Annotated in this window: 23 protein-coding genes; 15 read left to right on the forward strand and 8 right to left on the reverse strand. The window is 72.7% G+C overall.

Annotated elements, in window-relative coordinates:
- Positions 1–95: 95 nt before the first annotated feature.
- Together FHX44_RS25005 and FHX44_RS25010 are read right to left on the reverse strand one after the other, a co-directional pair.
- On the reverse strand, positions 96–1,154 hold the full coding sequence (locus tag FHX44_RS25005) for an NAD(P)-binding domain-containing protein (protein WP_342792935.1): 1,059 nt from the start codon (positions 1,152–1,154) through the stop codon (positions 96–98).
- A gap of 37 nt (positions 1,155–1,191) precedes the next feature.
- Positions 1,192–2,187 carry a threonine ammonia-lyase gene (locus FHX44_RS25010; RefSeq protein WP_246170575.1) on the reverse strand — a complete coding sequence of 332 codons (996 nt, stop codon included), beginning with the start codon at positions 2,185–2,187 and terminating at the stop codon, positions 1,192–1,194.
- A 57-nt stretch (positions 2,188–2,244) separates the two neighbouring features.
- Between FHX44_RS25010 and FHX44_RS25015 the strand changes: the two genes are divergently transcribed.
- On the forward strand, positions 2,245–2,685 hold the full coding sequence (locus FHX44_RS25015) for an LURP-one-related/scramblase family protein (RefSeq protein ID WP_147258025.1): 441 nt from the start codon (positions 2,245–2,247) through the stop codon (positions 2,683–2,685).
- Between the two features lie 7 nt (positions 2,686–2,692).
- On the opposite strand, the gene FHX44_RS25020 is transcribed toward FHX44_RS25015, so the two are convergent.
- The 3 genes from FHX44_RS25020 to FHX44_RS25030 are packed head-to-tail and all read right to left on the reverse strand — an operon-like array spanning position 2,693 to position 6,856.
- Entirely contained in the window at positions 2,693–4,402 is a 1,710-nt protein-coding gene (locus FHX44_RS25020) for a glycerol-3-phosphate dehydrogenase/oxidase (RefSeq protein WP_147258026.1), read from the reverse strand.
- Between the two features lie 37 nt (positions 4,403–4,439).
- Complete coding sequence (gene glpK / locus FHX44_RS25025) at positions 4,440–5,957, reverse strand: glycerol kinase GlpK (RefSeq protein ID WP_147258027.1); 1,518 nt, start codon at positions 5,955–5,957, stop codon at positions 4,440–4,442.
- A gap of 38 nt (positions 5,958–5,995) precedes the next feature.
- Positions 5,996–6,856: an MIP/aquaporin family protein gene (locus FHX44_RS25030; protein WP_212612634.1), complete on the reverse strand. Its 861-nt coding sequence runs from the start codon at positions 6,854–6,856 to the stop codon at positions 5,996–5,998.
- A 147-nt stretch (positions 6,857–7,003) separates the two neighbouring features.
- Between FHX44_RS25030 and FHX44_RS25035 the strand changes: the two genes are divergently transcribed.
- Positions 7,004–7,768, forward strand: a complete 765-nt coding sequence (locus FHX44_RS25035) for an IclR family transcriptional regulator (RefSeq protein ID WP_147258029.1) — start codon at positions 7,004–7,006, stop codon at positions 7,766–7,768.
- Positions 7,765–9,261 (forward strand): glycerol kinase GlpK, encoded by a 1,497-nt coding sequence (gene glpK / locus FHX44_RS25040; protein ID WP_147258030.1) that lies wholly within the window; start codon positions 7,765–7,767, stop codon positions 9,259–9,261. The genes FHX44_RS25035 and glpK (FHX44_RS25040) overlap by 4 nt, the downstream gene beginning before the upstream one ends.
- Before the next feature lie 12 nt (positions 9,262–9,273).
- Here the strand turns inward: glpK (FHX44_RS25040) and FHX44_RS25045 are convergent, their stop codons facing one another.
- Positions 9,274–9,951: an HAD hydrolase-like protein gene (locus tag FHX44_RS25045; RefSeq protein WP_246170576.1), complete on the reverse strand. Its 678-nt coding sequence runs from the start codon at positions 9,949–9,951 to the stop codon at positions 9,274–9,276.
- 62 nt (positions 9,952–10,013) lie between these two features.
- Here FHX44_RS25045 and FHX44_RS25050 point away from each other — a divergent pair, with 62 nt between their 5' ends.
- Positions 10,014–11,123 carry an App1 family protein phosphatidate phosphatase gene (locus tag FHX44_RS25050; RefSeq protein WP_147258032.1) on the forward strand — a complete coding sequence of 370 codons (1,110 nt, stop codon included), beginning with the start codon at positions 10,014–10,016 and terminating at the stop codon, positions 11,121–11,123.
- 197 nt (positions 11,124–11,320) lie between these two features.
- Here FHX44_RS25050 and FHX44_RS25055 read toward each other — a convergent pair whose 3' ends face one another.
- Positions 11,321–12,238 (reverse strand): sucrase ferredoxin, encoded by a 918-nt coding sequence (locus FHX44_RS25055; RefSeq protein ID WP_147258033.1) that lies wholly within the window; start codon positions 12,236–12,238, stop codon positions 11,321–11,323.
- 127 nt (positions 12,239–12,365) lie between these two features.
- On the opposite strand from FHX44_RS25055, the gene FHX44_RS25060 reads away from it, so the two are divergent.
- Positions 12,366–13,379, forward strand: a complete 1,014-nt coding sequence (locus FHX44_RS25060; RefSeq protein WP_147258034.1) for a TerC family protein — start codon at positions 12,366–12,368, stop codon at positions 13,377–13,379.
- 1,185 nt (positions 13,380–14,564) lie between these two features.
- On the opposite strand, the gene FHX44_RS25065 is transcribed toward FHX44_RS25060, so the two are convergent.
- Positions 14,565–15,725 carry a hypothetical protein gene (locus FHX44_RS25065; protein ID WP_246170577.1) on the reverse strand — a complete coding sequence of 387 codons (1,161 nt, stop codon included), beginning with the start codon at positions 15,723–15,725 and terminating at the stop codon, positions 14,565–14,567.
- A 241-nt stretch (positions 15,726–15,966) separates the two neighbouring features.
- Between FHX44_RS25065 and FHX44_RS25070 the strand changes: the two genes are divergently transcribed.
- From FHX44_RS25070 to FHX44_RS25115, 10 genes are all read left to right on the forward strand, one after another.
- On the forward strand, positions 15,967–16,749 hold the full coding sequence (locus FHX44_RS25070) for an ATP-binding cassette domain-containing protein (RefSeq protein WP_246170578.1): 783 nt from the start codon (positions 15,967–15,969) through the stop codon (positions 16,747–16,749).
- A complete protein-coding gene (locus FHX44_RS25075; RefSeq protein WP_147258036.1) occupies positions 16,746–17,765 on the forward strand; it encodes an ABC transporter permease in 1,020 nt (339 codons plus the stop codon). The genes FHX44_RS25070 and FHX44_RS25075 overlap by 4 nt, the downstream gene beginning before the upstream one ends.
- Before the next feature lie 142 nt (positions 17,766–17,907).
- Positions 17,908–18,888, forward strand: coding sequence for an ABC transporter substrate-binding protein (locus FHX44_RS25080; RefSeq protein WP_147261446.1), 981 nt, complete (start codon positions 17,908–17,910; stop codon positions 18,886–18,888).
- 40 nt (positions 18,889–18,928) lie between these two features.
- On the forward strand, positions 18,929–19,819 hold the full coding sequence (locus tag FHX44_RS25085) for a TIGR03086 family metal-binding protein (RefSeq protein ID WP_212612635.1): 891 nt from the start codon (positions 18,929–18,931) through the stop codon (positions 19,817–19,819).
- Between the two features lie 57 nt (positions 19,820–19,876).
- The gene (locus tag FHX44_RS25090) at positions 19,877–20,473 is read left to right on the forward strand and encodes a PadR family transcriptional regulator (RefSeq protein WP_147258037.1); all 597 of its coding nucleotides are present in this window, start codon (positions 19,877–19,879) and stop codon (positions 20,471–20,473) included.
- Positions 20,474–20,620: 147 nt separating this feature from the next.
- Positions 20,621–21,010: an SgcJ/EcaC family oxidoreductase gene (locus tag FHX44_RS25095; protein ID WP_147258038.1), complete on the forward strand. Its 390-nt coding sequence runs from the start codon at positions 20,621–20,623 to the stop codon at positions 21,008–21,010.
- A gap of 117 nt (positions 21,011–21,127) precedes the next feature.
- Complete coding sequence (locus FHX44_RS25100) at positions 21,128–21,976, forward strand: helix-turn-helix domain-containing protein (protein WP_147258039.1); 849 nt, start codon at positions 21,128–21,130, stop codon at positions 21,974–21,976.
- A 60-nt stretch (positions 21,977–22,036) separates the two neighbouring features.
- The gene (locus tag FHX44_RS25105) at positions 22,037–22,987 is read left to right on the forward strand and encodes an NAD-dependent epimerase/dehydratase family protein (protein ID WP_147258040.1); all 951 of its coding nucleotides are present in this window, start codon (positions 22,037–22,039) and stop codon (positions 22,985–22,987) included.
- A gap of 23 nt (positions 22,988–23,010) precedes the next feature.
- Complete coding sequence (locus tag FHX44_RS25110) at positions 23,011–23,403, forward strand: pyridoxamine 5'-phosphate oxidase family protein (RefSeq protein WP_147258041.1); 393 nt, start codon at positions 23,011–23,013, stop codon at positions 23,401–23,403.
- Between the two features lie 9 nt (positions 23,404–23,412).
- Positions 23,413–24,009 carry a dihydrofolate reductase family protein gene (locus FHX44_RS25115; RefSeq protein WP_147258042.1) on the forward strand — a complete coding sequence of 199 codons (597 nt, stop codon included), beginning with the start codon at positions 23,413–23,415 and terminating at the stop codon, positions 24,007–24,009.
- The last annotated feature ends 72 nt before the right edge of the window (positions 24,010–24,081 follow it).

Consider the following 24,081-nt stretch of genomic DNA (forward strand, 5'->3'; position numbering starts at 1 on the left):
GGTGTTGCGAAGGCGAGGCCTTGTGACGGCCGTCATCCAGACGTTGCGGTGGCTCGCCCGCCCACGCAATCCCGACAGTCCGGGCCGGATCGCGGCTACGCCGCTGCGGGTTCCCGCAGGAGCGCGACCACCTCGCGCGCGGCCGCCTGCCCGGCCCGGTTCGCGCCGATCGTGCTGGCGCTGGGCCCGTAGCCGACGAGGTGGATCCGCGGGTCGGCGACCACCCGCGTGCCGTCGACGGCGATGCCGCCGCCCGGTGAGCGCAGCCGCAGCGGGGCGAGGTGGCCGAGGGCGGCGCGCCACCCCGTGGCCCACAAGATCACGTCCGCGGCCCAGGCTGTGCCATCTGCCCACACCACGCCCTCGGGGGTGATCCGCTCGAACATCGGCAGCCGGTCGAGCACCCCCGCGGCCTGCGCGGCCCGCACCTCGGGTGTGAGTGCGAGGCCCGTGACGCTCACGACGCTCTGCGGCGGCAGCCCGGCCCGCACCCGCTCGTCGACGCGGGCAACGACCGTGCGGCCCCAGTCTTCGTCGAACGGCTCCTCGTGGAACTCCGGCGGACGCCGGGTGACCCAGGTCGTCGCGGCCGCCACGGTGGCGATCTCCATCAGCAGCTGAACCGCGGACGTTCCCCCGCCGACGACGACCACGCGCTTGCCGGCGAACTCCTCCGGCCCCGCGTAGTCGACGGTGTGCAGCTGGCGGCCGCGGAAGGTCTCCGCGCCGGGGTAGCGCGGGCGGAACGGGCGCGTCCACGTGCCGGTGGCGTTGATCAGCGCGCGGGTGGTCCAGGTGCCCGCGTCCGTCTCGACCCGGAGGTCGGGTCCGGCCGGGCGGATGGCGCCCACCCGTACCGGGCGCCGCACCTGCAGGTCGTACACGCGCTCGTACGCGTCGAAGTAGGCCGGCACGATCTCGGCCGCGGGCCGGGTCCGGTCGGCGGGCTCGAACGGCAGCCCGGGGAGGCTCGAGATGCGGTGCGCGCGGTCGACACGCAGCGTGCGCCAGCGGTGCCGCCACGCACCGCCGGGCCCGTCCTCGCCGTCGAGCACGACGAATCCCGAGCCGGGAGCGAGCCCCGCCCGGCGCAGCCCGTACGCCGCCGAGAGCCCCGCCTGCCCGGCCCCGATCACCACCACGTCGCTCCGCACGCCCACCCCAACGCCCGCGGGGTGCGGGGAAGTCCCGTCAGGCCACGGGGACACGCGCCGGGAACGGCGTGGCCGCGAACCGCTGCACCCACGCCGTGACGTCGGTGGCGGTGACATTGCCGCCGCAGACCACGAGGCCGAGCCGGGCGCCCGGCCCGACCCGGTCGACCACCTGGTGCGCGGCTGGGACGAGGCAGCCCGCCGCGGGCTCGGTCCACACCTTCGCCTCCTCGGCGAACGTGAGGCAGCCGCGCACCGCGTCGGCGTCCGGGACGACGATCACGTCCTCGACGAGCGCGGAGACGTGGGCGAGCGTCAGCTCGCAGACGTACGGGGGCGCCAGCGTGGTGACGATCGAGGTCGGAGCCATCGTGACCGGAGCGCCCGCGGCGAGCGCGCGGGACATCGAGTCCGCGCCGTCGGTCTCCACGCCCCAGACCCGCACACCCGGGATGAGGGCACGCAGCGCGGTGGCGACGCCGGAGATCAGCGCGCCGCCGCCAATGCTGACCAGCACATCGGTGACATCCCGGGCGTCTTGCGCGAGCTCCAGCCCGACGGTGCCCTGACCGGCGATCACGACCGGGTCGTCGAAGGGGTGCACGAGCGTGCGACCGGCCGCGACCAGCTCGTCGAGGAGCGCGAAGGCCGCGGACACGTCCGGGGTGAGCCGCAGCTGCGCTCCGCGGGCCCGCACCGCTTCGATGGAGCGTTGCGGCGCCGACTCCGGCATCACGACGGTGGCGGCGACGCCGAGCGCGGCGGCGGCCTCCGCGAGGGCGATGCCGTGGTTGCCGCCGCTGACCGCCGCCACCCCGGCCGAGCGTTCGGCGGGGGAGAGCCCGAGCAGCTTGTGGACCGCACCGCGCGGCTTGAACGAACCCGTGCGCTGCAGCAGCTCCAGCTTGCACGTCACCGGTACCCCGAGGTGGTCGGCGAGGCCGGGGCTGGACACGGTGGGGGTGCGCAGCACGTGGGCGGCGATGCGCTCGGCCGCTGCGGTGACGTCGTCGAGTGAGATCAGATCCGGCACGTTCGTCGAAGCTACGCGGGGCTGGCGGATCACGGCGTCGGATGGTGTGGTTGGGCGGTGCTGCGCGCGTCCCGGGCCGGGTTGCTGAGCACCCGCTACGAGATCACCCGAGATGACACGCCGACGTGCACGTGGAAGCCGTCCGCCTTCATCGGCGGCGGCACGTTCGAGCTCGGCGGGCACCGTTACGACGTGGCGCGCGGCGGCTGGACGGGCCGGCGCTACCGGCTGCGCGACGAGTCCGGCCGGCTGGTCGCGCTCGCCGACGGCGTCGGCCGTTCGACCTGGACCCTGGAGACCGGCGGGGAGGTGCACGAGTTCGAGCGGCCCTCGCCGTGGCGGCGCGACCAGGTGCTCGTGCGCGACGGCGAGCCGGTCGGCACGGTCCGGCGCACGAGCGCCTGGTTCGGCGAGGCCGAGGCGGAGCTGCCCGGACTGCCGCTGGAGGTGCAGGTCTTCGTCCTGGTCAGCCTCCTGGCCGTGTGGGACGAGGACTGACCAGGGGTCACACCACGGGCACGACCTCCGGGGCACCCATCCGGGCGGCGTCGGCCGTCTCGTCGTCGGGCATCTTCTGGCTCTCCCGCTCGGCCTCGACGCGCTTGCGGTAGTGCTCCACCTCGCGCTCGACCTGCTCGTCGCTCCAGCCCAGGACGGGCGCGACGAGCCGCGCCACCTCCTCGACCACTCCCATGCCCCGGTCGAAAGTCTCGATCGAGATGCGGGTGCGGCGGGCGAGGAAGTCGTCGAGGTGCCGGGCGCCCTCGTGCGAGGCGGCGTAGACGATCTCGGCGCGCAGGTAGTCGGGCGCTCCGGCGAGGGGCTCGCCGAGGCTCGGGTCGGTCACCACGAGCTCCAGCACCTCGTGGACCAATGATCCGTAGCGCCCCAGCACGTGCAGGATGCGCGCCTCGTGCACCCCGTACTGCTGGGCGAGAAGTGGGGCCGCGTTCTTCAGCGCCTCGAAGCCGTCGGCGCCGAGCAGCGGGACCTTCTCGGTGACCGACGGCGGCACCTTGATGTGCAGCCCGTGCACCGCGGCGTCGACGGCGTCCTTGGCCATCACGCGGTAGGTCGTGTACTTCCCGCCCGCGACGACCACCAGCCCCGGCACCGTGTGCGCCACGGCGTGCTCCCGGGACAGCTTGGACGTCGACTCCGACTCGCCCGACAGCAGCGGCCGCAACCCCGCGTAGACGCCCTCGACGTCCTCGTGGGTGAGCGGCTGCTCCAGCACGGCGTTGACGTGGTCGAGCAGGTACTCGATGTCGGCGGCGCTCGCTGCGGGGTGGGCGAGGCCCAGCTTCCAGTCGGTGTCGGTGGTGCCGATGATCCAGTGCCGGCCCCACGGGATGACGAAGAGCACGGACTTCTCGGTCCGCAGGATCAGCCCGGAGTCACCGCGGATCCGGTCGCGCGGGACGACGAGGTGGATGCCCTTGCTCGCCCGCACGTGGAACTGGCCGCGCTCGCCGACCAGGCCCTGCGTCTCGTCGGTCCACACCCCGGTCGCGTTGATCACCTGTCGGGCCCGCACCCGCAGCGTGCGCCCGGACTCCAGGTCGTGCACCTCGGCGCCGGTGACCCGCTCGCCCTCGCGCAGCAGCCCGACCACCCTGGCCCGGGACGCGACGTGTGCGCCGTACGCCGCGGCCGTGCGGGCGACGAACATGGTGTGCCGTGCGTCATCGACCTGGGCGTCGAAGTAGAGGAGCGCCCCGACGAGGGCGTCCTTGCGCAGCGACGGCACGATCTTGCGCGCGCCCCGGCGGGTGAGGTGGCGGTGTGCCGGCACGCCGCGGGAGCGGCCGGACAGAAGCCCGAGGGTGTCGTACAGCGCGACGCCCGTGCCCGCGTAGAGCCGCTCCCACCCGCGGTGGGTGAGCGGGTAGAGGAACGGCACGGGCTTCACGAGGTGTGGCGCGAGCGTCTGGATGAGCAGCCCGCGCTCCTGAAGCGCCTCGGCGACGAGCCGGAAGTCCAGCATCTCCAGGTAGCGCAGGCCGCCGTGGATCAGCTTGCTGGACCGGCTCGACGTGCCCGAGGCGAAGTCGCGCGCCTCGACGAGCCCGACGGACAGGCCGCGGGTGGCGGCGTCGAGGGCGGCACCGCTGCCCACGACGCCGCCCCCGACGACCAGCACGTCGAGTTCGGTCGAGCTCATGGCCTCCAGGGCTTCCTCGCGGGCCTGCGGGGAGAGCGCGACCGATCTCATGGTGGTGGTTCCCTTCCTCGTTGCGTCGCTCGAAGAATCAGTCGACGTCTACCCAGTCCAACGTCCTGGTCACGGCCTTCTTCCAGCGCTCGTACCCGGTCGTGCGCTGCTCGTCACTCCACTGCGGCAGCCAGCGCTTCGACTCGTTCCAGTTGGAGCGCAGCTCGTCGGTGTTCTTCCAGAACCCGACGGCGAGCCCCGCCGCGTAGGCCGCGCCGAGCGCCGTGGTCTCCGCGACGACGGGCCGGCTCACCGGCACGCCGAGCACGTCGGCCTGGATCTGCATGCACAGCTCGTTGGCGGTGACGCCACCGTCGACCTTGAGCACGTCCAGCGCAACGCCCGAGTCCTTCTCCATGGCCTCGGCGACATCGCGGCTCTGGTAGCAGATCGACTCGAGCGTGGCCCTGGCCAGGTGGGCGTTGGTGTTGTAGCGCGACAGCCCGACGATCGCGCCGCGCGCGTCCGACCGCCAGTAGGGCGCGAACAACCCGGAGAACGCCGGCACGAAGTACACCCCGCCGTTGTCCTCGACCTGCCGGGCGAGCGACTCGCTCTGCGCGGCGCCCGAGATGATGCCCAGCTGGTCGCGCAGCCACTGCACGGCCGACCCGGTGACGGCGATCGAGCCTTCGAGGGCGTACACCGCAGGTTCGTCGCCGAACTTGTAGCAGACGGTGGTGAGCAGCCCCGACTTCGAGCGCACGAGCTCGGTGCCGGTGTTGAGCAGCATGAAGTTGCCCGTGCCGTAGGTGTTCTTCGCCTCGCCCGGCGCGAAGCACACCTGCCCGACGGTGGCGGCCTGCTGGTCGCCGAGGTCGCCGGTCAGCAGGATCTCGCCGCCCAGCGGGCCGTTCGCCCGGGTGGTGCCGTAGCCGCTCGGGTGCGAGCTGGGCTGGATCTGCGGCAGCATCGAGCGCGGGATGCCGAAGAAGCCGAGCAGCTCGTCGTCCCAGTCGAGCGTCTCGAGGTTCATCAGCATCGTGCGGCTGGCGTTGGTCGGGTCGGTGACGTGCGCGCCGCCGTCCCGACCGCCCGTGAGGTTCCACAGCAGCCAGGTGTCGGTGTTGCCGAAGATCGCGTCGCCGCGCTCGGCCGCCTCGCGGACCCCGTCGACGTTCTCCAGGATCCACTGGATCTTGCCGCCGGAGAAGTAGGTGGCCGGGGGCAGGCCGGCCTTCTGCCGGATGACGTCACCGCGCCCGTCCCGGTCGAGCGCGGAGGCGATGCGGTCGGTACGGGTGTCCTGCCAGACGATCGCGTTGTACAGCGGGCGTCCGGTGGTCCGGTCCCAGACGACGGTCGTCTCGCGCTGGTTGGTGATCCCGACCGCGGCCAGGTCGGACGCGGTGAGGTTGGTCTTGTTGAGCGCGGTCTGCACGACCGCGGTGGTGCGCTCCCAGATCTCGACGGGGTTGTGCTCGACCCAGCCGGCCTGCGGCAGGATCTGCTCGTGCTCCAGCTGGTGGATGCCCTTCACGTCGCCGGAGTGGTCGAAGATCATGAAGCGGGTGCTGGTCGTGCCCTGGTCGATGGCGCCGACGAACTCGGCCATGCGTCTCTCCTCTGCGTTGGGGAAGCTCCGCTGCCCGGCTAGGCCTGCTTCTGGTGATTGGGGTCGGCGGCGGTGGGCGGCGGTGTGGGTTCGGCCGGGGTGGGCTCCAGCGTGACCTCCGGGGCCTCGGCAGGCAGGTAGCGCTCCACCAGGTACTTGAAGGCCGCCCCGCCGATCAGTCCCCCGATGATCGGCGCGACTATCGGCAACCAGAAGTAGAGGGTGCCGTTCTGGTCGAACATCGCCGTCTCGTAGCCGGTGATCCACGACGCGAACCGCGGCCCGAAGTCGCGGGCCGGGTTGATCGCGTACCCGGCGTTCGCGCCCCACGCCATGCCGATCCCGACCACGAGCAGGCCGATGACCACCGGGGTCATGTTCGCCAGCGGCGGGTTGTTCGTCGCGGTGATCAGGGCGAAGACCACGAACACGAGGATCGCGGTGCCGACGATCTGGTCGAAGAACGCCGTGGTGATCGTGACGTTGGCGCCTTCGACGCCGTTGCCCGGCAGCGTGGAGAAGATGCCCTGCGAGGCGATGGTGTGTTCGGCGTCGATCCTTGCGATCAGGTCGGCGTAGACGAACCGCACGATGATCGCGGCGACGAACGCCCCCAGCGTCTGCGCGAGGCAGTACGGCAGCACCTTGCGCCACGGGAAGCCCTTGAACGCCGCGAGCGCGATCGTGACCGCCGGGTTGATGTGGGCGCCGGACACGCGCCCGGCCACGTAGACGCCGAGGATCACGCCGATCCCCCAGGCCCAGGCGATCGAGTCGTGGTCGCCCATGGCGCCGTCGGGGTTGGTCACGACCTGCGCCACCACGCCGACGCCGAAGAGAATGAGGATCATCGTTCCGAGGAACTCTGCAATCAGTTCCCCGATGTATGAGTTCTTCACCGCTGAAGCCCTCCCTCGAAGACACCCGCTGAGCGGCGGGGTGTGGCGGACGCTAGGGAGGCAGGAGGGGGCGGTCAACGGCCGGTGTTCGGCATTGTCGAACCGCCGATCGGACGAACATCACATCGGGTGCCGTAGAGTCGCGCCGTGCCCGGCTCCATTCAGTCCATCGAGCGGGCCGCGGCCGTGCTCAGGCTGCTGGGAAGCACCGACCGGCCGCTGGGCCTGAACGAGCTCGCGGCCGCCCTCGACCTGCCCCGGCCGACCGCTCACGGGATCATCCGCACGCTGCGTGACGTGGGGTTCGTCGACCAGGACGCCTTCTCGGCCCGCTACCGGCTCGGTTCCGCCCTGCACGAGCTCGGCCGTGGCGGCTGGGACCGGCACGACCTGCGCGCCCGCGCGATGAACTGGGCCGACTCGCTGGCCGGCAGCACCGGGCTCGCCGTCCACCTCGGGGTCGCGACGCAGGGCTCCGTGCGCCTGGTGCACCACGTCTTCCGGCCGAACGGCAGCCCGCAGCGGATCCGCACCGGCGAGGAGCAGCCGCTGCACGCCACCGCGCTCGGCAAGTGCCTGCTCGCGTTCGCCCCCGTGGCCACCCCGCCTGCGCGCGACCTGGACCTGCAGCGCTGGACCGGGCGCACCTGCGTCTCGGTCGCCGCCCTCGAGGCGCAGCTCACCCTCGCCAGAAGGCGGGGATGGGCGAGCGACACGGGGGAGTACGAGTCGGGCACCGGCGGCGCGGCGGCGCCCTTGCGGGCGAGCGGCGGGATCGTGGTCGGCGCGATCGGCGTGGTCGGCCCGGTCGAGGAGCTCTACGGCATCGGCGGCGAGCTGCGCCCGTGGCTGGCGGAGCAGCTGGTGGCCGCGGCGCGCGAGATCTCGGCAGAGCTGGTGGCCAGCCCGTGAGCGAGCGCGTCGTCGCAGCCATCGACCAGGGCACCACCTCCACCCGGTGCCTGCTGTTCAACCGGTCCGGGCGGATGCTCGCCGTTGCCCAGCGGGAGCACCGTCAGCACTACCCGCGGCCGGGGCTCGTGGAGCACGACGCGGCGGAGATCTGGCGCAACGTCACCCGGGTCGTGCCCGCGGCGCTCAAGAGCGCAGGCCTCACGCCGGACGACATCGTGGGGCTCGGCATCGCCAACCAGCGCGAGACCACGGTGATCTGGGACCGGCACACGGGGGTGCCGCTCGCGCGGGCGATCACCTGGCAGGACACGCGCACCGACGGCATCGTCGCCCGGCTCGTCGAGGACGGGCACGCGCCGTTGATCACGTCCATCTGCGGGCTCCCGCCCGCCACGTACTTCGCGGGCCCGCGGCTGCGGTGGCTGCTCGACCACGTGCCCGGGGCGCGCGAGCGCGCCGAGGCGGGGGACGTGCTGTTCGGCACGATGGAGAGCTGGCTCATCTGGCGGCTCACCGGTAGGCACGTCACCGACGTCACGAACGCGAGCCGCACGATGCTCATGGACGTCAGGACGCTGCAGTGGTCGGACAAGCTGCTCGACGTGCTGCGGGTGCCGCGTCGGATGCTGCCGGAGATCCGGCCCAACGCCGAGGTCTACGGCACCTGCACCACGCTGCTGCCGGGTGTGCCGGTGGCCGGGGCGCTCGGCGACCAGCAGGCCGCGCTCGTGGGCCAGGCCTGCTTCGCCCCCGGGGAGATCAAGTGCACCTACGGCACCGGTGCCTTCCTGCTGATGAACACGGGGCACCGGCTCGCCGAGTCGACGCACGGCCTGATCCCGACCGTCGGGTACCTGCTCGGAGACACGCCCGTGTACGCCCTCGAAGGCGCGATCGCGGTCACCGGCTCGCTGGTGCAGTGGTTCCGCGACTCACTCGGGATGATCGGCACCGCCGCCCAGATCGAGACGCTCGCCAGCACGGTCCCGGACAACGGCGGCTGCTACATCGTCCCGGCGTTCTCCGGCCTGTACTCGCCGCGCTGGCACCCCGAGGCGCGTGGCGTGATGGTCGGGCTCACCTCGTTCATCAACCGTGGCCACCTCGCCCGCGCCGTGCTCGAAGCCACCGGCTGGCAGACGCGCGAGGTCGTCGACGCGATGAACGCCGACTCCGGGGTGCCGGTCGCCCGGCTGAAGGTCGACGGCGGGATGACGGCCAACCACCTGCTCATGCAGTTCGTCGCCGACGTGCTGGACGTGCCGGTGGAGCGCCCGCTCGGCTCCGAGGCCGTCTCGCTCGGTGCGGCCTACGCGGCGGGCCTCGCCGTCGGGTACTGGCCGGACCTGGAGGTGCTGCGCGCCAACTGGCACCGCGCCGCCGCGTGGGAGCCCGCGATGGACGACGACCTGCGCCGCCGCGAGCACGAGAACTGGGGGCGGGCGGTCAACCGCAGCTACGGCTGGGTGCAGACCCCGACACCCGACTGACCGGCAGGCCGGTCAGGCAGCGTCGCGCGGCAGCGTGGTGGACCACACGGTGTTCCCGCGCAAGGCATCGGTGAGCTCGTCGAGGTCCTCCACGACGAGGCGGGCGCCGGCCAGCTCACCGGGCTCGGCGTAACCCCAGGTGACGCCGATCGTCGGCACGCCGTGCGCCGCGGCGCCCTCGACGTCGTGGTGCCGGTCGCCGACCAGCACCACAGGGGCGAGCGCGGGGTCGAGGCCGAGCCGCTCGAGCACCGAGCCGACGACGGCGGCCTTGCCCACCCGGCCGGCCACGTGGTCGGCACCACCGACGAGGTCGAGGTGGCTCGCGAGCCCCGTGCCCGCGACGATCTTGCGCGCCAGCTCCTCGGGCTTGGAGGTCGCGGTGGCGAGGCGGAACCCGTCGTCGTGCAGCCGTTCCAGCAGCTCGGGGATCCCCGGGTACACGGGCGTGACCGTGGCCGCGACCGCGTCGTAGGAGGTCCGGTAGGCGACGATGGCGGCCGCCGTCTGTTCCTCGGTCAGGCCGAGCTCGGGCAGGGCCGTCTCGAACGGCGGGCCGACCAGCAGGCGCAGCCGCGCGGCGTCGGGCACCGGGAAGCCGACTTCGGCGATGGCCGCGGCCAGGTGCTCGACGATCGTGGACGCCGAGTCGACGAGGGTGCCGTCGAGGTCGAGGAGGACGGTGCGCACTGATCGCATGCTACGTGGGGCCCGAGGTGGCCCCGGTGTGCGGCGTGCGGTAGGTCTGCGTCGTGCAGCTGCGCAAGCTGGTGGTCGGGGCCGCGATGGTGGTCGAGAGCGTCGTGCAGGCGGGGGTGCTGCTCACCCTGCGCGTCCGGGGCCGGCACCTGCCGATGATCGTGCCGTTCATCGGGCACGGCACCACCCGGCGGGTGCGGGTGGGCGGCCGGGTCGTGCTCGGCAGGCCGGAGGCCGCGGCGCCCGCGGTCGGCGTGCCGGAGGCGCCGGAACCGACCCCGCGGTCGCGGCGGGCGGTGCTGCGGGCGACCATCGCGCGCTTCCTCACCGTCGAGGTCCCGGGCGCGGTGGTCGCGGTCAACGGCCCCGGCGTGGCGGCCCAGATCCGCGCCGACCGCGACGGCTACCTCGACGCCGTGCTCGACGTCGCCGAGCCGCTGCGCCCCGGGTGGCACGCGTTCGAGCTGCGGCTGCGCGACGGGGCCGCGGTGTCGGCGCAGGTGCTGGTGGTCGATCCGGCGGTGCCGATCGGCCTGGTCAGCGACGTGGACGACACGATCCTGGAGACCGGCCTGACCCGGGGGATCGAGTTCGTGCGTGCGACCCTGCTCACCCCGGTGCGCGACCGCACGCCCCTGCCCGGTGCGGCGGCGCTCTACCGCGCGCTCGTGGAGCCGGCCGACGGCCCGCCCCGGCCCGTCATCTACGTCTCGACGAGCCCGTGGAACCTGCACGAGATGCTGCTGGAGTTCATCGCGCTGCGGCGGTTCCCGCTCGGCCCGCTGCTGCTGACCGACTGGGGGCCGTCGCACAGCGGCCTGTTCCGGATCGGTGCGCAGGAGCACAAGGGCGGGCTCGTCCGGCGGATGCTCGAGGAGCACCCGCTGCTCGGGCTCGTTCTCGTGGGCGACAGCGGCCAGCTCGACCCGGAGATCTACGCGGGGCTCGCCCGCGAGTTCCCGGAGCGCATCCGCGCCGTGTACATCCGCCGCACCCGGCACGCCCTCCCCGGCCGGCTCGCCGAGGTGGACGCGCTGGCCGCCGAGGTCACCGCGGCGGGGGTGCCGATGCTCGCCGTCGACGACAGCCTGCAGATCGCCGCGCACGCGGCCCAGCTGGGCCTGCTCGACGCCGCCGCGCTCGACGACGTGCAGTCCGGCTGACTCGCCGCGCCGGAATGTCGGACCCGCCGCGCCGGTATGTCGGACTCAACGTGTCGGTATGTCGGACTCGCCGTGTCGGTATGTCGGACTCGCCGTGTCGGGACGTCGGACTCGCCGTGTTGGGATGTCGGACTCGCCGTGTCGGGACGTCGGACTCACCCGCGAGTCTTGCGTGTCAGCACGGCGAGTCGTGCGTATCAGCACGGCGAGTCGTGCGTTTCGGCGGGGTGGGACCGGCGGTTGGCGCGGAGCTTCTGCAGCTCGAAGATCCGCATCCGGCCGGGAGTCGTGGCCGCGCACGTCAGCGGGCGTCCGGCGGCGACGTACCGCTCCCGCAGCAGCACCGAGCAGTCCGGATCGGCGAGCTCGACGTGCCAGTCCGTGCTGCCGTCCGGGAGGTCGTCGCGCACGACGTGCACGAGCCGCAGGTCGTCCACCCCGGTGGCGCCCGTGGCCAGGCGGGCGTGGTGTTGCGCGGCCTGCACCGCGGGCGGCATCGCCGACCGGCCGCGCACGGCGGCCGGCTCGAGCCGCCCGGCGCGGTAGGCGGCGAGCGCGGCGGGGGCACCTGCCGGGTCGAGCCCACCGAGCGCGTAGCCGTGCGGGAGCAGCACGACGGCCGGTGCGAATCGGCACCCGCCGACGTGGCTGCATTCCCAGACCGGCTCCGGATCGGCGGCGGCGAGCGCCGCGGCGACGGCGCGGCCGCGCACCGCGCAGCAGGTGTCGTGCCGGCCGTGGCTGCAGACGAGGGCCAGGGGACCGTCGTAGCGCTTCCCGGGCGTGTCGACGGCCGAGACCAGCTCCGACTCGAGGCCGTACGTACCGGTGCGGACCGACTCGTGGCCCGGCCGCGCGTCCACGCGGAACCAGCGGCGAGGCGCGACCCGGCGGGCCCGGCCCGGACGCCGTACGAGCACCACGCGCCCCTCCCAGTCCGAGAGGGCGTCGGTCACGTCGGCCGGCAGCGTGGTGAGGGCTTGCGAGGGCCACGGCCCGGGATGCTCGACCAGCAGCCACCGGTCCGCCTGCGGCGCGGTGCCCTCCAGCGGGTCACCCGCCGTGCCCGCGGTGAGCGAGCAGCGGGGCCAGCCGTCCGTCACGGCCTCCTTCATCAGGGCAAGGCTACCCACAAGGCTGCTGGTCCATCCGGTCCAACGATCGTGGAACCCCGCTTCCGCTACCCTCGGTGGGGCCAGTGGTAAAGAGATGGTAATGAAGATCGACTGAGGCGGAGGCTCGGTGCTGGAGATCAGCTGGCTCACCTGGGCGGTGACGATCGGTCTGGTCGTCGTGCTCCTCGCACTCGACCTGGTGCTGGCCGCAGCGCGGCCGCATCGGGTCGGTTTCCGGGAGGCCACCGCCTGGTCGATCTTCTACATCCTCGTGGCGGTTGCGTTCGGTGTGTGGTTCGCGATGGCCTACGGCGGGGACTTCGGCACCCAGTACTTCGCCGGCTACATCGTCGAGAAGAGCCTCTCGGTCGACAACCTGTTCGTCTTCGTGATCATCATGACGACCTTCGCGGTGCCCGAGGAGCACCAGCACAAGGTGCTGACGTTCGGCATCATCCTCGCGCTGATCATGCGCGCGATCTTCATCGCGCTCGGCGCCACGTTGCTGTCGCTGTTCTCGTTCATGTTCCTGCTGTTCGGCCTGCTGCTGATCTACACGGCGGTGCAGCTGTTCCGGCACCGCGACGAGGATCCCGACGTCGAGGACAACGCGGTCGTGCGCACAGCCCGCCGGGCGCTGCCGATCACCGACGACTACGTCGGGGGCAGGATTTTCACGCGGGTCGACGGTCGCCGGATGGTCACGCCGCTCTTCATCGTCCTGCTGGCCATCGGCAGCATCGACCTGCTGTTCGCGCTCGACTCGATCCCGGCTGTCTTCGGCGTCACCGCGGAGCCCTACATCGTGTTCGTTGCCAACGCGTTCGCGCTGCTGGGCCTGCGCGCCCTGTACTTCCTGGTGAAGGGCCTGCTCGACCGGCTCGTCTACCTCTCCACCGGGCTGGCGATCATCCTCGGCTTCATCGGGGTCAAGCTGATCCTGCACTGGGCCCACGAGGACATCTCCACCGCCGTCCCCGAGATCTCCACCCCGGTCAGCCTCGCCGTCATCATCGGCGTGCTGGTGATCGTCACCGTGGCGAGCCTGATCAAGACCCGGCGCGACCCCACCCTGACGGCCCACGCGGGCTCGCTGCGGGCGCACAAGCCCACGACGGCCGACGAGCGGCGGGAGCACTAGCAGGTGGTTCAGCTGCCGGTTGTTGTGCCCGTGTGTGGAGGCCTTCCCGCCGCTGCGGCCGACGTCGTCGTGATCGGCGGGTCGGTGCGCGGTCGGCGGATCTGACCCCGGGTTGCGCGCCGAGTCCCTGATCACGGCCGGGGGTGCGTTCCGCTCCCGGGGTGTGACTGATCTGTCTCGTGGGCGCGCCGTCCCCGGCTCAGGCCGCCCTGCCCCGCGCCGGGAGGGCGTTGCGAGATCGAGCTGCGCTCGACCTGGGCACCTGTCGTGATGGTCCGCCTGGTCGGTTTCCCCCTGGCTGCAGTGACGACCATGTGCGACCGAAACGAGGGGTCAGCCGGGTCGCGAGGGTGGCGATCAAGGGCGGATGGTCGCTCTCGAAGATCAACTGGCCACCATCTCGCCTTGATCGTTGACGGCACCTCGCGCCGATCAGGCAACAGCCTCCCGGTACAGCTGATGTCCCGTTTCCGCTGCTCATGAGGGCCGGCCGCGGCCCGGATCCGGCGGTGATCTCACCGTGGCGCTGCAGGGGAGGGTTGAATGGGAGGGGTCGGGACCACCGCCGGTGGCGTGGCACCCGGCAGTGACGATCTCGTCGTGAACGGGCGTGCCCCAGGCCGGGGACGGCAGCCCACGCAACCCCGGAGGTCGGTAGTGAACCCAACCCGGCCACCTCGCACAGGTGAGGGGTGCGACGCGAACCGCGGGACCACGCGGGAGGCCCCGAAGAGTGGGCGTCCGCCGTGTGGCCCGGGCCGGGAACGGCGCGCCCACCGGAACCCCGCCGGACCAGGCCGACTCGATGGGGCCCGATCGACGGGCTCACCGCGCTCTCGCCCGGAGGGTGAGATGGCGCAATGGCCTCACCGGCCGAGGCGCGCATGATCCGAACTGTCGGTTGCCCATGGCTGCTCCCACGACCATGAGCACCCGCCACAGCGGATCATGAGCGCCGAGATCGCGAGTGTCTTCGGCGCAACCACGGGAACGGGTGTCGGCAGCAGCGCCGAACACTCGTGATCAGGGGATCCGGCCGGCGCGGCAGCCGGTGACGCCGACGTCCCGTTGTCGCGTCCAGTCGTGGCGGGCGCTGCGGAGCGAGCTTGCATGGTCACGTCGACCCCACGCCGCGACCTGATCGTGCGGAGCCGGCTCGGCCCGGCGGCACCGAGTTCGGAAGCACTAGATCCCGTACTGCCAGATCGTCAGGGCGTAGCCGCCGAACCACGCCGACGCGAGCGCCGCTGCGACCACCACGGCCACGGCCGTGCCCGGCCGGCGCCGGGCCAGGCCGGAGGCCACCGGGAGCAGCAGCACGAACGCCGGGACGAGCAGTCGCAGCTTCGCGTTCATCAGCCCGTGGGTGCCCCACACGGGCAGCACCACGAGTGCGCTGTACGCGACCAGCGGCCACGGCATCCGCTGCGTCACCGCGAGGCCGAGCAGGACGAGGCTGCCGATGAGGGCGAGCACCGTGACGGCGTCGAACACGCGCTCGCCGTCGGCGAGCACCCTCCCGATGTAGCGGGCCGTTGCGGCGCCCCCGTCGAGGTACCAGCCCCAGCCGCCGCGCTGGATGCGGAACCAGCCGTCGAGCGCTCCGGTGCGCGCGGCGACCCAGCCGAGGTATCCGATGAGGCCGGTCGTGGCGAGCAGGCCGCCCACCCACGGTCGCCAGCCGCCGCGGCGGGTGAGCACGGCGGCGAGCGCGGCCAGGCCGACGGCGCCCACCACGGCCGAGCCGGTGGGCCGCACGAGCCCGGCGGCCGCCGCGCAGAGCCCGGCGAGCAGCCACTGCTCGCGCAGCACACCGACCAGTGCCCACACCACCAACGCGCAGAAGAGCGCCTCGGTGTAGGCCATCGACAGCACGACGCTCATCGGGGTGGCGGCGAAGAGGGCCGTGAGCAGCAGGCCGGTGCGCCGGGACCCGCCGGGCACGAGCTCCCCGAGCCGGGTCGTCCCGTATGCGGCGGCCACACCTGCGGCCGCCGCGACGAGCAGCCCCGCGACGACGAGGTCGCCGCCCGTCAGCACGCCGACCGCGGCGACGAGCGCCGGATAGCCCGGGAAGAAGCCGACCGGCGTGTCGGGGGTGTGGTTGCCGAACGCGTCGAGCATGTCGGTCGGGACGCCGTCGTACCCGTGCTCGGCGATTGCGAGCAGCCACGACGCGTCCCAGCTGGTGAGCTCGGGAACCAGTCGCGACCCGCCTGCCATGAGAGCGAGCACGGCGACGCCCACCGCCCGGACGCCGAGGTAGACGCCTGCCGGCGCGAGCAGGTGCGCGATCCGGGGCCATGCCGGAGCGCCGGCCCGTGGCGCGCTCCCGGCCGCAGTCATCGCGAGCTCCTCTCGTTGCGACGATCCTCCCGGACCGGCGTCAGGAGCTCCCGGCGGCGTCCAGCGCGGTGCCTCCGGTCACGACGCCAACGGGCCGGGGAGGCGGCGGCGTCGCCGTCCGATCGGGCGCGCTGCCGGCGGTGGGATCGCGTGCGTCGTCGCAGACGGACGTCGAATGATCGACAGAACGGCTCGGGAGGTCCAAGCTAGGGCGCCGGATCGTCGAGGATCGGGGGCGCGGGTGACGGGATCGGGCAACGGGGCACCCCCGCTGCTGCAGGCGCGCGAGCTGCGCAAGAGCTACGGGTCCGTGCAGGCGCTGCGCGGGGCGTCGTTCGACCTCGCGGCCGGCGAGGTCGTCGCCCTCATCGGCGACAACGGGGCCGGCAAGTCCACGCTGGTCAAATGCCTGTCCGGGGTCGAGCAACCGGACGCAGGGGAGATCCTCATCGAAGGCGCGCCGGTCGTGCTGGACTCGCCGGGCGCCGCGCGCGCCCACGGGATCGAGACCGCCTACCAGGACCTCGCCGTCGCGCCCGACCTCGATCCCGCCGCCAACCTGTTCCTCGGCCGCGAGCTGCGCCGCCCCGGGCTGCTGGGCGCGCTCGGCATGCTCGACAAGGCCGAGATGCGCCGGCAGGCCGCCGATCAGTTCGCGCGCCTCGGGGTGACGCTGCAGGACATCGACGTGCCGATCGGGTCGCTGTCCGGCGGCCAGCGCCAGAGCGTCGCGGTGGCCCGCTCGGTGGTGTGGGCGAGCCGGGTGGTGTTCCTCGACGAGCCGACGGCCGCGCTCGGTGTCCTGCAGCGCGAGCGGGTGCTCGACGTCATCCGCCGGGTGCGCGACACGGGCGTCGCGGTGGTGCTCATCAGCCACAACATGCCGGAGGTGCTGGCCGTGGCCGACCGCATCGAGGTGCTGCGCCTCGGGGCGCGGGTGGCCCGGTTCACCGCGGCCGACGCCACGCTCGAGCAGCTGGTCGGCGCCATGACCGGCGCGCTCGTGCACGAGGAGGAGCGGTGACCGACACCGAGGTCGGGGTTCCCACCCAGCGCCCGGCGTTCCAGCGGCTGGCCGGTGTGTCCACGTTCTGGATCGCGCTGGTGCTGGTGGCGCTGTGCGTGCTGTTCAGCGCGCTGCGCCCGGACGCGTTCCCCACCCTGTTCACCCTGCAAACGCTGCTGATCGAGGCGTCGGTGCTGCTGGTGCTCGCGGTCGGGATGACGTTCGTGATCATCACGGCGGGCATCGACCTGTCCGTCGGATCGGTGCTGGTGTTCTCCGGCGTCGTCGGGGCCACGCTGATGGAGGCGCTGTCCGGCGGGGACTCCTCCGACGCGGGCGTCGGTGTGGTGCTGCTCGGGCTGCTCGGCGCGCTCGCGGGCGGGGGAGCGTGGGGCCTCCTCAACGGGATGCTGGTGGCCAGGGCACGGATCCCCCCGCTGATCGTCACGCTCGGGTCGTTCGGCGCCGCGCTCGGCGCGGCCCAGCTGATCACCGACGGCGTGGACGTGCGGACCGTGCCGCGGGTCCTGCGCGACGGGCTCGGGTTCGGCCAGACCGCGCAGGTGCCGCACATGGTCGCGCTCGCCGCCGTCGTGACGCTGGCGGGTGCCTGGCTGCTGCACACCACGCGGTTCGGGCGGCGCACGTTCGCGGTGGGATCGAACGCGGAGGCCGCCCGCCGGGCCGGGATCCCGGTCCAGGGGCACCTCGTGCGCGTCTACACCGGGGTCGGGCTGCTGTCCGGCCTGGCCGGCTTCATGTCGCTCGCGTACTTCGGCACGACCACGATCAGCGGGCACTCGACCGACAACCTGAACGCGATCGCCGCCGTCGTGCTGGGCGGCACGAGCCTGTTCGGCGGGGTCGGCACCGTGTTCGGAACGGTGATCGGTGTGTTCATCCCGGCGGTGCTCACGAAGGGATTCGTGATCGTCGGGGTGCAGCAGTTCTGGCAGCCGGTGGCGATCAGCGCGGTGCTGGTGGCCGCGGTGTGGTTCGACCAGGTACGACGGCGGTCTCGGGACAGCCGATGAGGAGGAGCGCCATGAGCGAGCGTGCGAGCGAATCACTGTGGGGGATGGAAGGGTCGACGGAGGAGGCCCGGGGCGGGTATGAGCTGTCACAGCGGCCGCGCGAAGCGCCGGCCGAGCGCAGCGAGGCCGTGCGATGAGCCGCATGCGGGTGGGTACGGCGGCGGTGGCGGCAGCGATCGCGCTGATCACCGCCGGCTGCGGTGGCAGCGGGACGATCGGGCAGAACCAGGGGGGTCAGGCGGAGCCCCCGGCCAACAAGAACCTGGTGCTGCTGCCGGGCGTCAAGGCCGAGCCGTTCTACATCTCGATGGAGTGCGGCGCCCAGGAGGAGGCGGCCAAGCTGGGCTACCAGCTCACCACGCAGGCCCCCGACCAGTTCGAGGCGGCGCTGCAGACCCCGATCGTCACGGGCGTGCTCGCCACCCGTCCGGCGGGCGTGCTGATCGCGCCCACCGACGACGTCGCGCTCGCCAACCCGATGACCCAGCTCAAGGGCGCGGGTATCAAGGTCGTCGAGGTCGACACCCGGCTGCAGGACGAGTCGGTGGCGTTGTCGACGGTGTCCTCGAACAACGAGCAGGGCGGGCGGCTCGCCGCGCAGACCGTGGCGCAGCTGATCGGGGACACGGGCAAGGTGATGGTGCTCAACACGAAGGCAGGCACCTCCACCACCGACGCCCGGGCCCGGGGGTTCGAGGAGGAGATCGCCAAGCACCCCGGCATCACCTACCTGGGGCAGGAGTACACCGACAACCAGCCGGCGGTGGCGGCGCAGAAGGTGTCGGCGAAGCTGTCCAGCGACCCGGATCTCGCCGCCGTGTTCGCCACCAACCTCAACTCCGGCGAGGGCGCGGCCACCGGCCTGCGCAACGCGGGAAAGACCGAGCAGGTGCGCCTCGTCGGGTTCGACGCGAGCCCGAACCAGGTCGAGGACCTGCGCGCCGGGGAGGTGTCGGCCCTGATCGCGCAGGACCCCGCCACGATCGGGCGCCAGGGCGTGCAGCAGGTCGTCGCCGCGATCGAGGGCAAGCCGGTGCAGCGGGAGATCCAGACCGATCTGATCGCGCTCACCCAGGCCGACATGGACGCGAACTCGCAGTACTTCTACAAGACGGCCTGCTGATCCGGCATAACGTCGCAGCAGCGGGCTGCGAGAGGTCACCATGACCACCCTCGACGCCCGCGAGCTGTACCGCCGTGCCTCGGCGGAGTTCACCGCGCGCGTCCACCGCGTCGGCGACCGGTGGACCGCGCCGACCCCGTGCGCGGGCTGGGACGTCCGCGCGCTGGTCCGGCATCTCGTCGAGGAGGAGCGGTGGGCCCCGCCCCTCCTCGACGGCGCCACGATCGCCGAGGTCGGTGACCGGTTCGCCGGGGACCTGCTCGGCGCCGATCCGGTCGCGGCGGTGGACGACGCCGCGCCGCGGGCCGTGTCCGCCGTCGAGTCCGGCGAGGCCCTGACCCGGACGGTGCACCTGTCGTTCGGCGACGTGCCGGGCCAGGAGTACGTCATGCAGCTCGCGGCCGACCACCTGGTGCACGCCTGGGACCTCGGGCAGGCGCTCGGCGACGACTCCGCGCTCGACGCGGACGCCGTCGCGACCGTCCGCGAGTGGTTCGCGTCGATCGAGCCGCTCTACCGGCGCGTGGGCGTCATCGGGCCCCGTGCCGCGCTGCCGGACGCCGCAGGCCCGCAGGACGAGCTGCTCGCGATGTTCGGCCGGAGTCCGGCCCTCGCCGCGGTGCAGCGGTTCAACGCCGCGTTCGGCGCGAAGGACGTCGACGCGATCATGGCGGCGATGACGCCGGACTGCGTCTTCGAGGACACCACGGCGCCGGACGGCACGCGCCACGTCGGGGCGGCCGCGGTGCGGTCGGCGTGGACGTCCCTGTTCACCGGGGCGCCGGACGCGCGGTTCACCGTCGAGGAGATCGTCCCGGCGGGGGACCGGGTCGTCAGCGGTGGCGCTACGAGTGGGGCGACGGGCACGTCCGGGGCGTGGACGTGTTCACGGTGCGGGACGGACGGGTCGCGGAGAAGCTGTCCTACGTGAAGGGGTGACACCTCCTAGTGCAGACAGCCATACTGCAATCTGCACTAGGAGGTGGTGATGTCCTTGCAGCGCGCCGACCGGGACCTGCCGGCGCTCACGGTGCTCGCCCTGCTCATGACGGGGCCGAGGCACACGTACGAGATGCACCGGCTGATGGTCGACACGCACAAGGACTTCGTGACCGGGCTGCCGCGCAGCATGTACCACGCCGTCGAGCGGCTGCTGCGCGCCGAGCTGATCGAGGTGGTGCGCACCGATCGGACGGAGGGACGTCCCGAGCGCACCGTGTACGGACTCACCGACGCCGGCCGGGCCGAGCTGGTGGAGCGGGTGCGGCGGCTGCTCGAGCACCCCGACCCGGACGCCACGCTGTTCGTCGCCGCTCTGTCGTTCCTGGCCTGCCTGCCGGTGCCGCAGGCGCGGGCCGCGCTCGACGTGCGCCGAGCCGAGCTGCACCGGCGGATCGACGGCGCGCGGGCAGCGCTCGCCGAGGTCGTGCACCTGCCGCGCCTGCTGCTCGTGGAGACCGAGTTCGAGATCGCGCGCCTCGCGGCCGAACGCGACTGGGTGGCCGGGTTGCTCGCCGACATCGACAGCGGCCGGCTCGACTGGCCGGCCGACATCCGGGAGCTGGAGGTACCGCCCGTGACGTAGCCGAGAGCGGCCCGGGCGGAGGCGTTGCCCCGCCCTCGCCCGGGCCGGAACCGCTTCGGCGACCGCAGCCGCGCTCCACGGGAACTGCACCGGTGAGGGTACGGCGTCGCGGTCGCGCCGACCCACACTCATCGGAAGGAACCCGACATGCCCACGTCCGTCGAGGACACCTTGACCCGCCTCGCCGCCGCCTGGAACGACGGCGACGCCACCGCCTACGCCGACCTGTTCACGACCGACGCCACCTACGTCGTGTTCGACGGCACCGTCGTGCGCGGCCGCACCGCCATCGAGGAGGGCCACCGCGCGCTGTTCGCCGGCCCGCTGCGCGGCTTCCGGATGGAGCCGCCGACGGCCGCCGTTCCGGTCCGGTACCTGGGCGCGGACGTCGCGCACGTGCTCGCCACGGGCGGCACCCGCCCGCCGGGGCAGGAGGACCAGCCCGCCGACCGGGCATCGATCGTCTCGTTCGTGCTGGTGTGCGACGAGGGCGACTGGAAGATCGCCGCGTTCCAGAACACGAGAGCGCAGCGGTGACCTGACGGTCCTCCGGGGTGCCGCGCGGCGGGCCCGGGAACGCCCCCCGGCGCGACTCCGTCGCGCCGGGGGAGCCGAGGCATAGGTCGATCTGCGCCGGGTCGGCAGGATGGCGGGGTGACCGGGGAATCGTCCTACGTCGAGCGCCCGCCGACGCCTGCGCTCGCCGCGTTCGCATCGTCCGTCTGGATCCAACAGGTGGGCGACCGGCCGGTGGCGCAGCGACACGTGCCACACGGCGGCGCCGACGTGCGTTGCGTGCTCGGTGAGCAGCCCCGGCTGCTCGGGCCCCTGACCGCGGCGACGTACCGGGAGATCCCGGCGGGAGGCACGGTCGTCGGGGTGCGGCTGCGCCCGGGTGTGGTCGGTGGTCTCGCCGGGATGCCGGCCGACGAGCTGGTCGATCAGGACGTCGCGGGTACCGACCTCTGGCGTGACCTGGGCCGCCTGACGGACGCCCTCGGGGACGCCGTGACCCCGCGGGTCGCGCTGGGTCAGCTCCAGTCGTTCCTCGCGCGGTCCGCCGGCGAACCGGACCCGTTGGTGGACGAGGCCGTCCGGAACCTCATGCCCTGGCACGGCCGCGGGACGGCCGCCCTGCCCGCGTTGCTGTCGATCTCCGAGCGCCAGTTGCGGCGCCGCTGCCGGGCAGCGGTCGGCGTCGGCCCCAAGGAGCTGCACCGCATCCTGCGGTTCCAGGGATTCATCGCCCGCGTTCAGGCATCGGTCGCCCTGCAGGGGGGCTCGGACGCCGGTCTCGCACGGTGGGCCGTCGAGGCCGGGTACCACGACCAGGCACACCTCAGCCGCGAGTGCCGCAGGTTACTGGGCGCAACGCCCGGCGAGGTGCTCGCGCAGTACGGCGCGGCGTGCTCCTGCGGGCACGACCACGCCGCGTCCTACGTCCCGATGCTCCGGGGCGTGGATGGCCGTTCCGTACAAGAGCGGCGGCCGGTTCCCGCCTAGCGTCGAGATCATGCGACTGGGCGACGCGATCACGCAGCATCACGGGTCGGAGGGCTGCGGATGATCCTCATCACCGGCGGCATGGGTTCCATCGGGTCGCACACCGCACGGGCGCTGCTCGACATGGGTGAGTCCGTCGTGCTCACCGCGCACCGGTCCACCCGGCTGCCCGACCACCTCGCCGACGAGCCCGCAGGCCGGGTCGTGGTCGAGCCGCTGGACACCACGGACGAGGCGGCCTTCCTCGACATCGGGAAGCGGCACGAGATCACCGGCATCGTGCACCTCGCGGCGGCCCGCTACGACCTGCCCGACCCGGTCGAGTACCTCCGCGCCGACGCCATCGGCCTGCTCAACGCGCTGAAGGCGGCGACGGTGTGGGGGGTGCGTCGGTTCTCCGTCGCCAGCAGCATCGCCGTGTACATGGGCGTGGACGAGGTCCCGCTGCGCGAGGACGCCCCGCTGCCCGTGGTGGCGGCGCACCAGATCCCGGTGTTCAAGAAGACCGCGGAACTGTTCGCCGCGCTGACCGGCGACAGCGCCGGGTTCGAGACGGTGAGCCTGCGGATCGGCACCATCTGGGGCCCCCTCGGCGTGCCCGACAACCCCTTCACCCCGCTGCCCCGCCTGATCAGCGCGGCGGTCTGGGGCGAGGACCCCGATCTCACCCCGCCCCGTCCGCCCGCGTACGCCGAGGACGCCACCGACCTCTGCTACGTGAAGGACTGCGGGCGGGCCATCGCGCTGCTCATGCTCGCGGACCGCCTCGGGCACCGCGTCTACAACGTCTCCAGCGGACGGCTCGTGCCGTACCGCGAGGTCGTCGACGCGATCAACGCCGCCGTTCCCGGCGCGGACATCACCCTGCCGGAGGGTCGCAATCCCGACCGGCCCCCGGACAACTACCTCGACATCACCCGCCTGCGGGCGGACACCGGCTTCCGGCCGGAGTACGACGTCGACCGTGCCGTACCGGACTACGTCGCCTGGCTGCGGGCCCACGATCGCTAGCCCAGACCTGGGGAAGGACCAGCATGACCGCACTCGACGACGAGGCCCGCGCCCTTTTCGCCGGCCCGAACCTCGCCCACGTCGCCACGCTCCTGCCCGACGGCGCGCCGCACTCGGTTCCGGTGATGATCGACATCGAGGGTGACCACCTCGTGTTCTTCACCTCGCCCCACTCGCGCAAGGGCCGCAACCTTGCGGCGGACGATCGCATCGCGATCTCCGTGACCGACCGGGAGGACCTGGTACGCAGCGTTCTCGTCCGTGGTCACGTCGTGAAACGCATCGGTGGCGATGCGGGCTGGGAGATCGTCGACCGCATCTTCGCCAAGTACACCGGCGGCCCGTACCCGCGGGGCGAGGAGCGCGAGGCGTACCTCGTGGAACCGGCGCACGTGACCGTCCCGACGTTCGGCTGAGGAGCGCAGATGGCCAGGGTCGTCATACAGGCGGTCGTCTCGGTGGACGGCTACATCGCCTACCCCGATGACACGGTCGGGCCGTTGTTCGACTGGTACTTCAACGGAGACACCGAGTTGTCCGCCCGGCCGAGCGGCTGGACGTTCAACGTCTCGCGGACCTCCGCCGCGTACGTCCAGCCGTTCTGGGACGCCATCGACGTCACGGTGATCGGCCGTCACCTGTTCGACACCACGAACGGCTGGGACGGCAAGCCGGCCGCCGGGGAGCAGCTGGTCGTCGTCACCCACCGGCCCCTGCCGCAGGAGTGGCTCGCCGACCACCCGGACGCGCCGTTCCACACCGCCGACTCGGTCGAGGCGGGCATCGCGCTCGCCAAGAAGCTCGCGGGCGACGGTCTCGTCGCGGTGACCGCCGGCGACGTCGGCGGGCAGGCGTTCTCGGCAGGACTGGTCGACGAGGTCGCGATGGACGTCGTCCCGGTGGTCATGGGCGAAGGCGTGCGCTTCTTCGGCGGCCACACCGGGACGGTGCTCCTCGACGATCCCGACCAGGTGGTCCAGGGCGACCGCGTGCTGCACCTGCACTACACGATCAAACGCTGACCCCGGTCGTCTGCGGTTCCTACATGGCCGTGTGTGGCGAGCCGGCCAGTTGCGGCTCGCCACACTCACGCG

This window comes from Pseudonocardia hierapolitana, from assembly GCF_007994075.1.
GTDB lineage: Bacteria > Actinomycetota > Actinomycetes > Mycobacteriales > Pseudonocardiaceae > Pseudonocardia > Pseudonocardia hierapolitana.

Excerpts from the sequence above, each read along its gene's own strand:
- FHX44_RS25105 (WP_147258040.1), top strand. The coding sequence starts at position 22,037 with ATGATCCTCATCACCGGCGGCATGGGTTCCATCGGGTCGCACACCGCA.
- FHX44_RS25115 (WP_147258042.1), top strand. The coding sequence starts at position 23,413 with ATGGCCAGGGTCGTCATACAGGCGGTCGTCTCGGTGGACGGCTACATC.
- FHX44_RS25110 (WP_147258041.1), top strand. The coding sequence starts at position 23,011 with ATGACCGCACTCGACGACGAGGCCCGCGCCCTTTTCGCCGGCCCGAAC.
- FHX44_RS25055 (WP_147258033.1), bottom strand. The coding sequence starts at position 12,238 with ATGAAGGAGGCCGTGACGGACGGCTGGCCCCGCTGCTCGCTCACCGCG.
- FHX44_RS25020 (WP_147258026.1), bottom strand. The coding sequence starts at position 4,402 with ATGAGATCGGTCGCGCTCTCCCCGCAGGCCCGCGAGGAAGCCCTGGAG.
- FHX44_RS25080 (WP_147261446.1), top strand. The coding sequence starts at position 17,908 with ATGCGGGTGGGTACGGCGGCGGTGGCGGCAGCGATCGCGCTGATCACC.
- FHX44_RS25090 (WP_147258037.1), top strand. The coding sequence starts at position 19,877 with ATGTCCTTGCAGCGCGCCGACCGGGACCTGCCGGCGCTCACGGTGCTC.
- FHX44_RS25065 (WP_246170577.1), bottom strand. The coding sequence starts at position 15,725 with ATGACTGCGGCCGGGAGCGCGCCACGGGCCGGCGCTCCGGCATGGCCC.
- FHX44_RS25095 (WP_147258038.1), top strand. The coding sequence starts at position 20,621 with ATGCCCACGTCCGTCGAGGACACCTTGACCCGCCTCGCCGCCGCCTGG.
- FHX44_RS25085 (WP_212612635.1), top strand. The coding sequence starts at position 18,929 with ATGACCACCCTCGACGCCCGCGAGCTGTACCGCCGTGCCTCGGCGGAG.
- glpK (WP_147258027.1), bottom strand. The coding sequence starts at position 5,957 with ATGGCCGAGTTCGTCGGCGCCATCGACCAGGGCACGACCAGCACCCGC.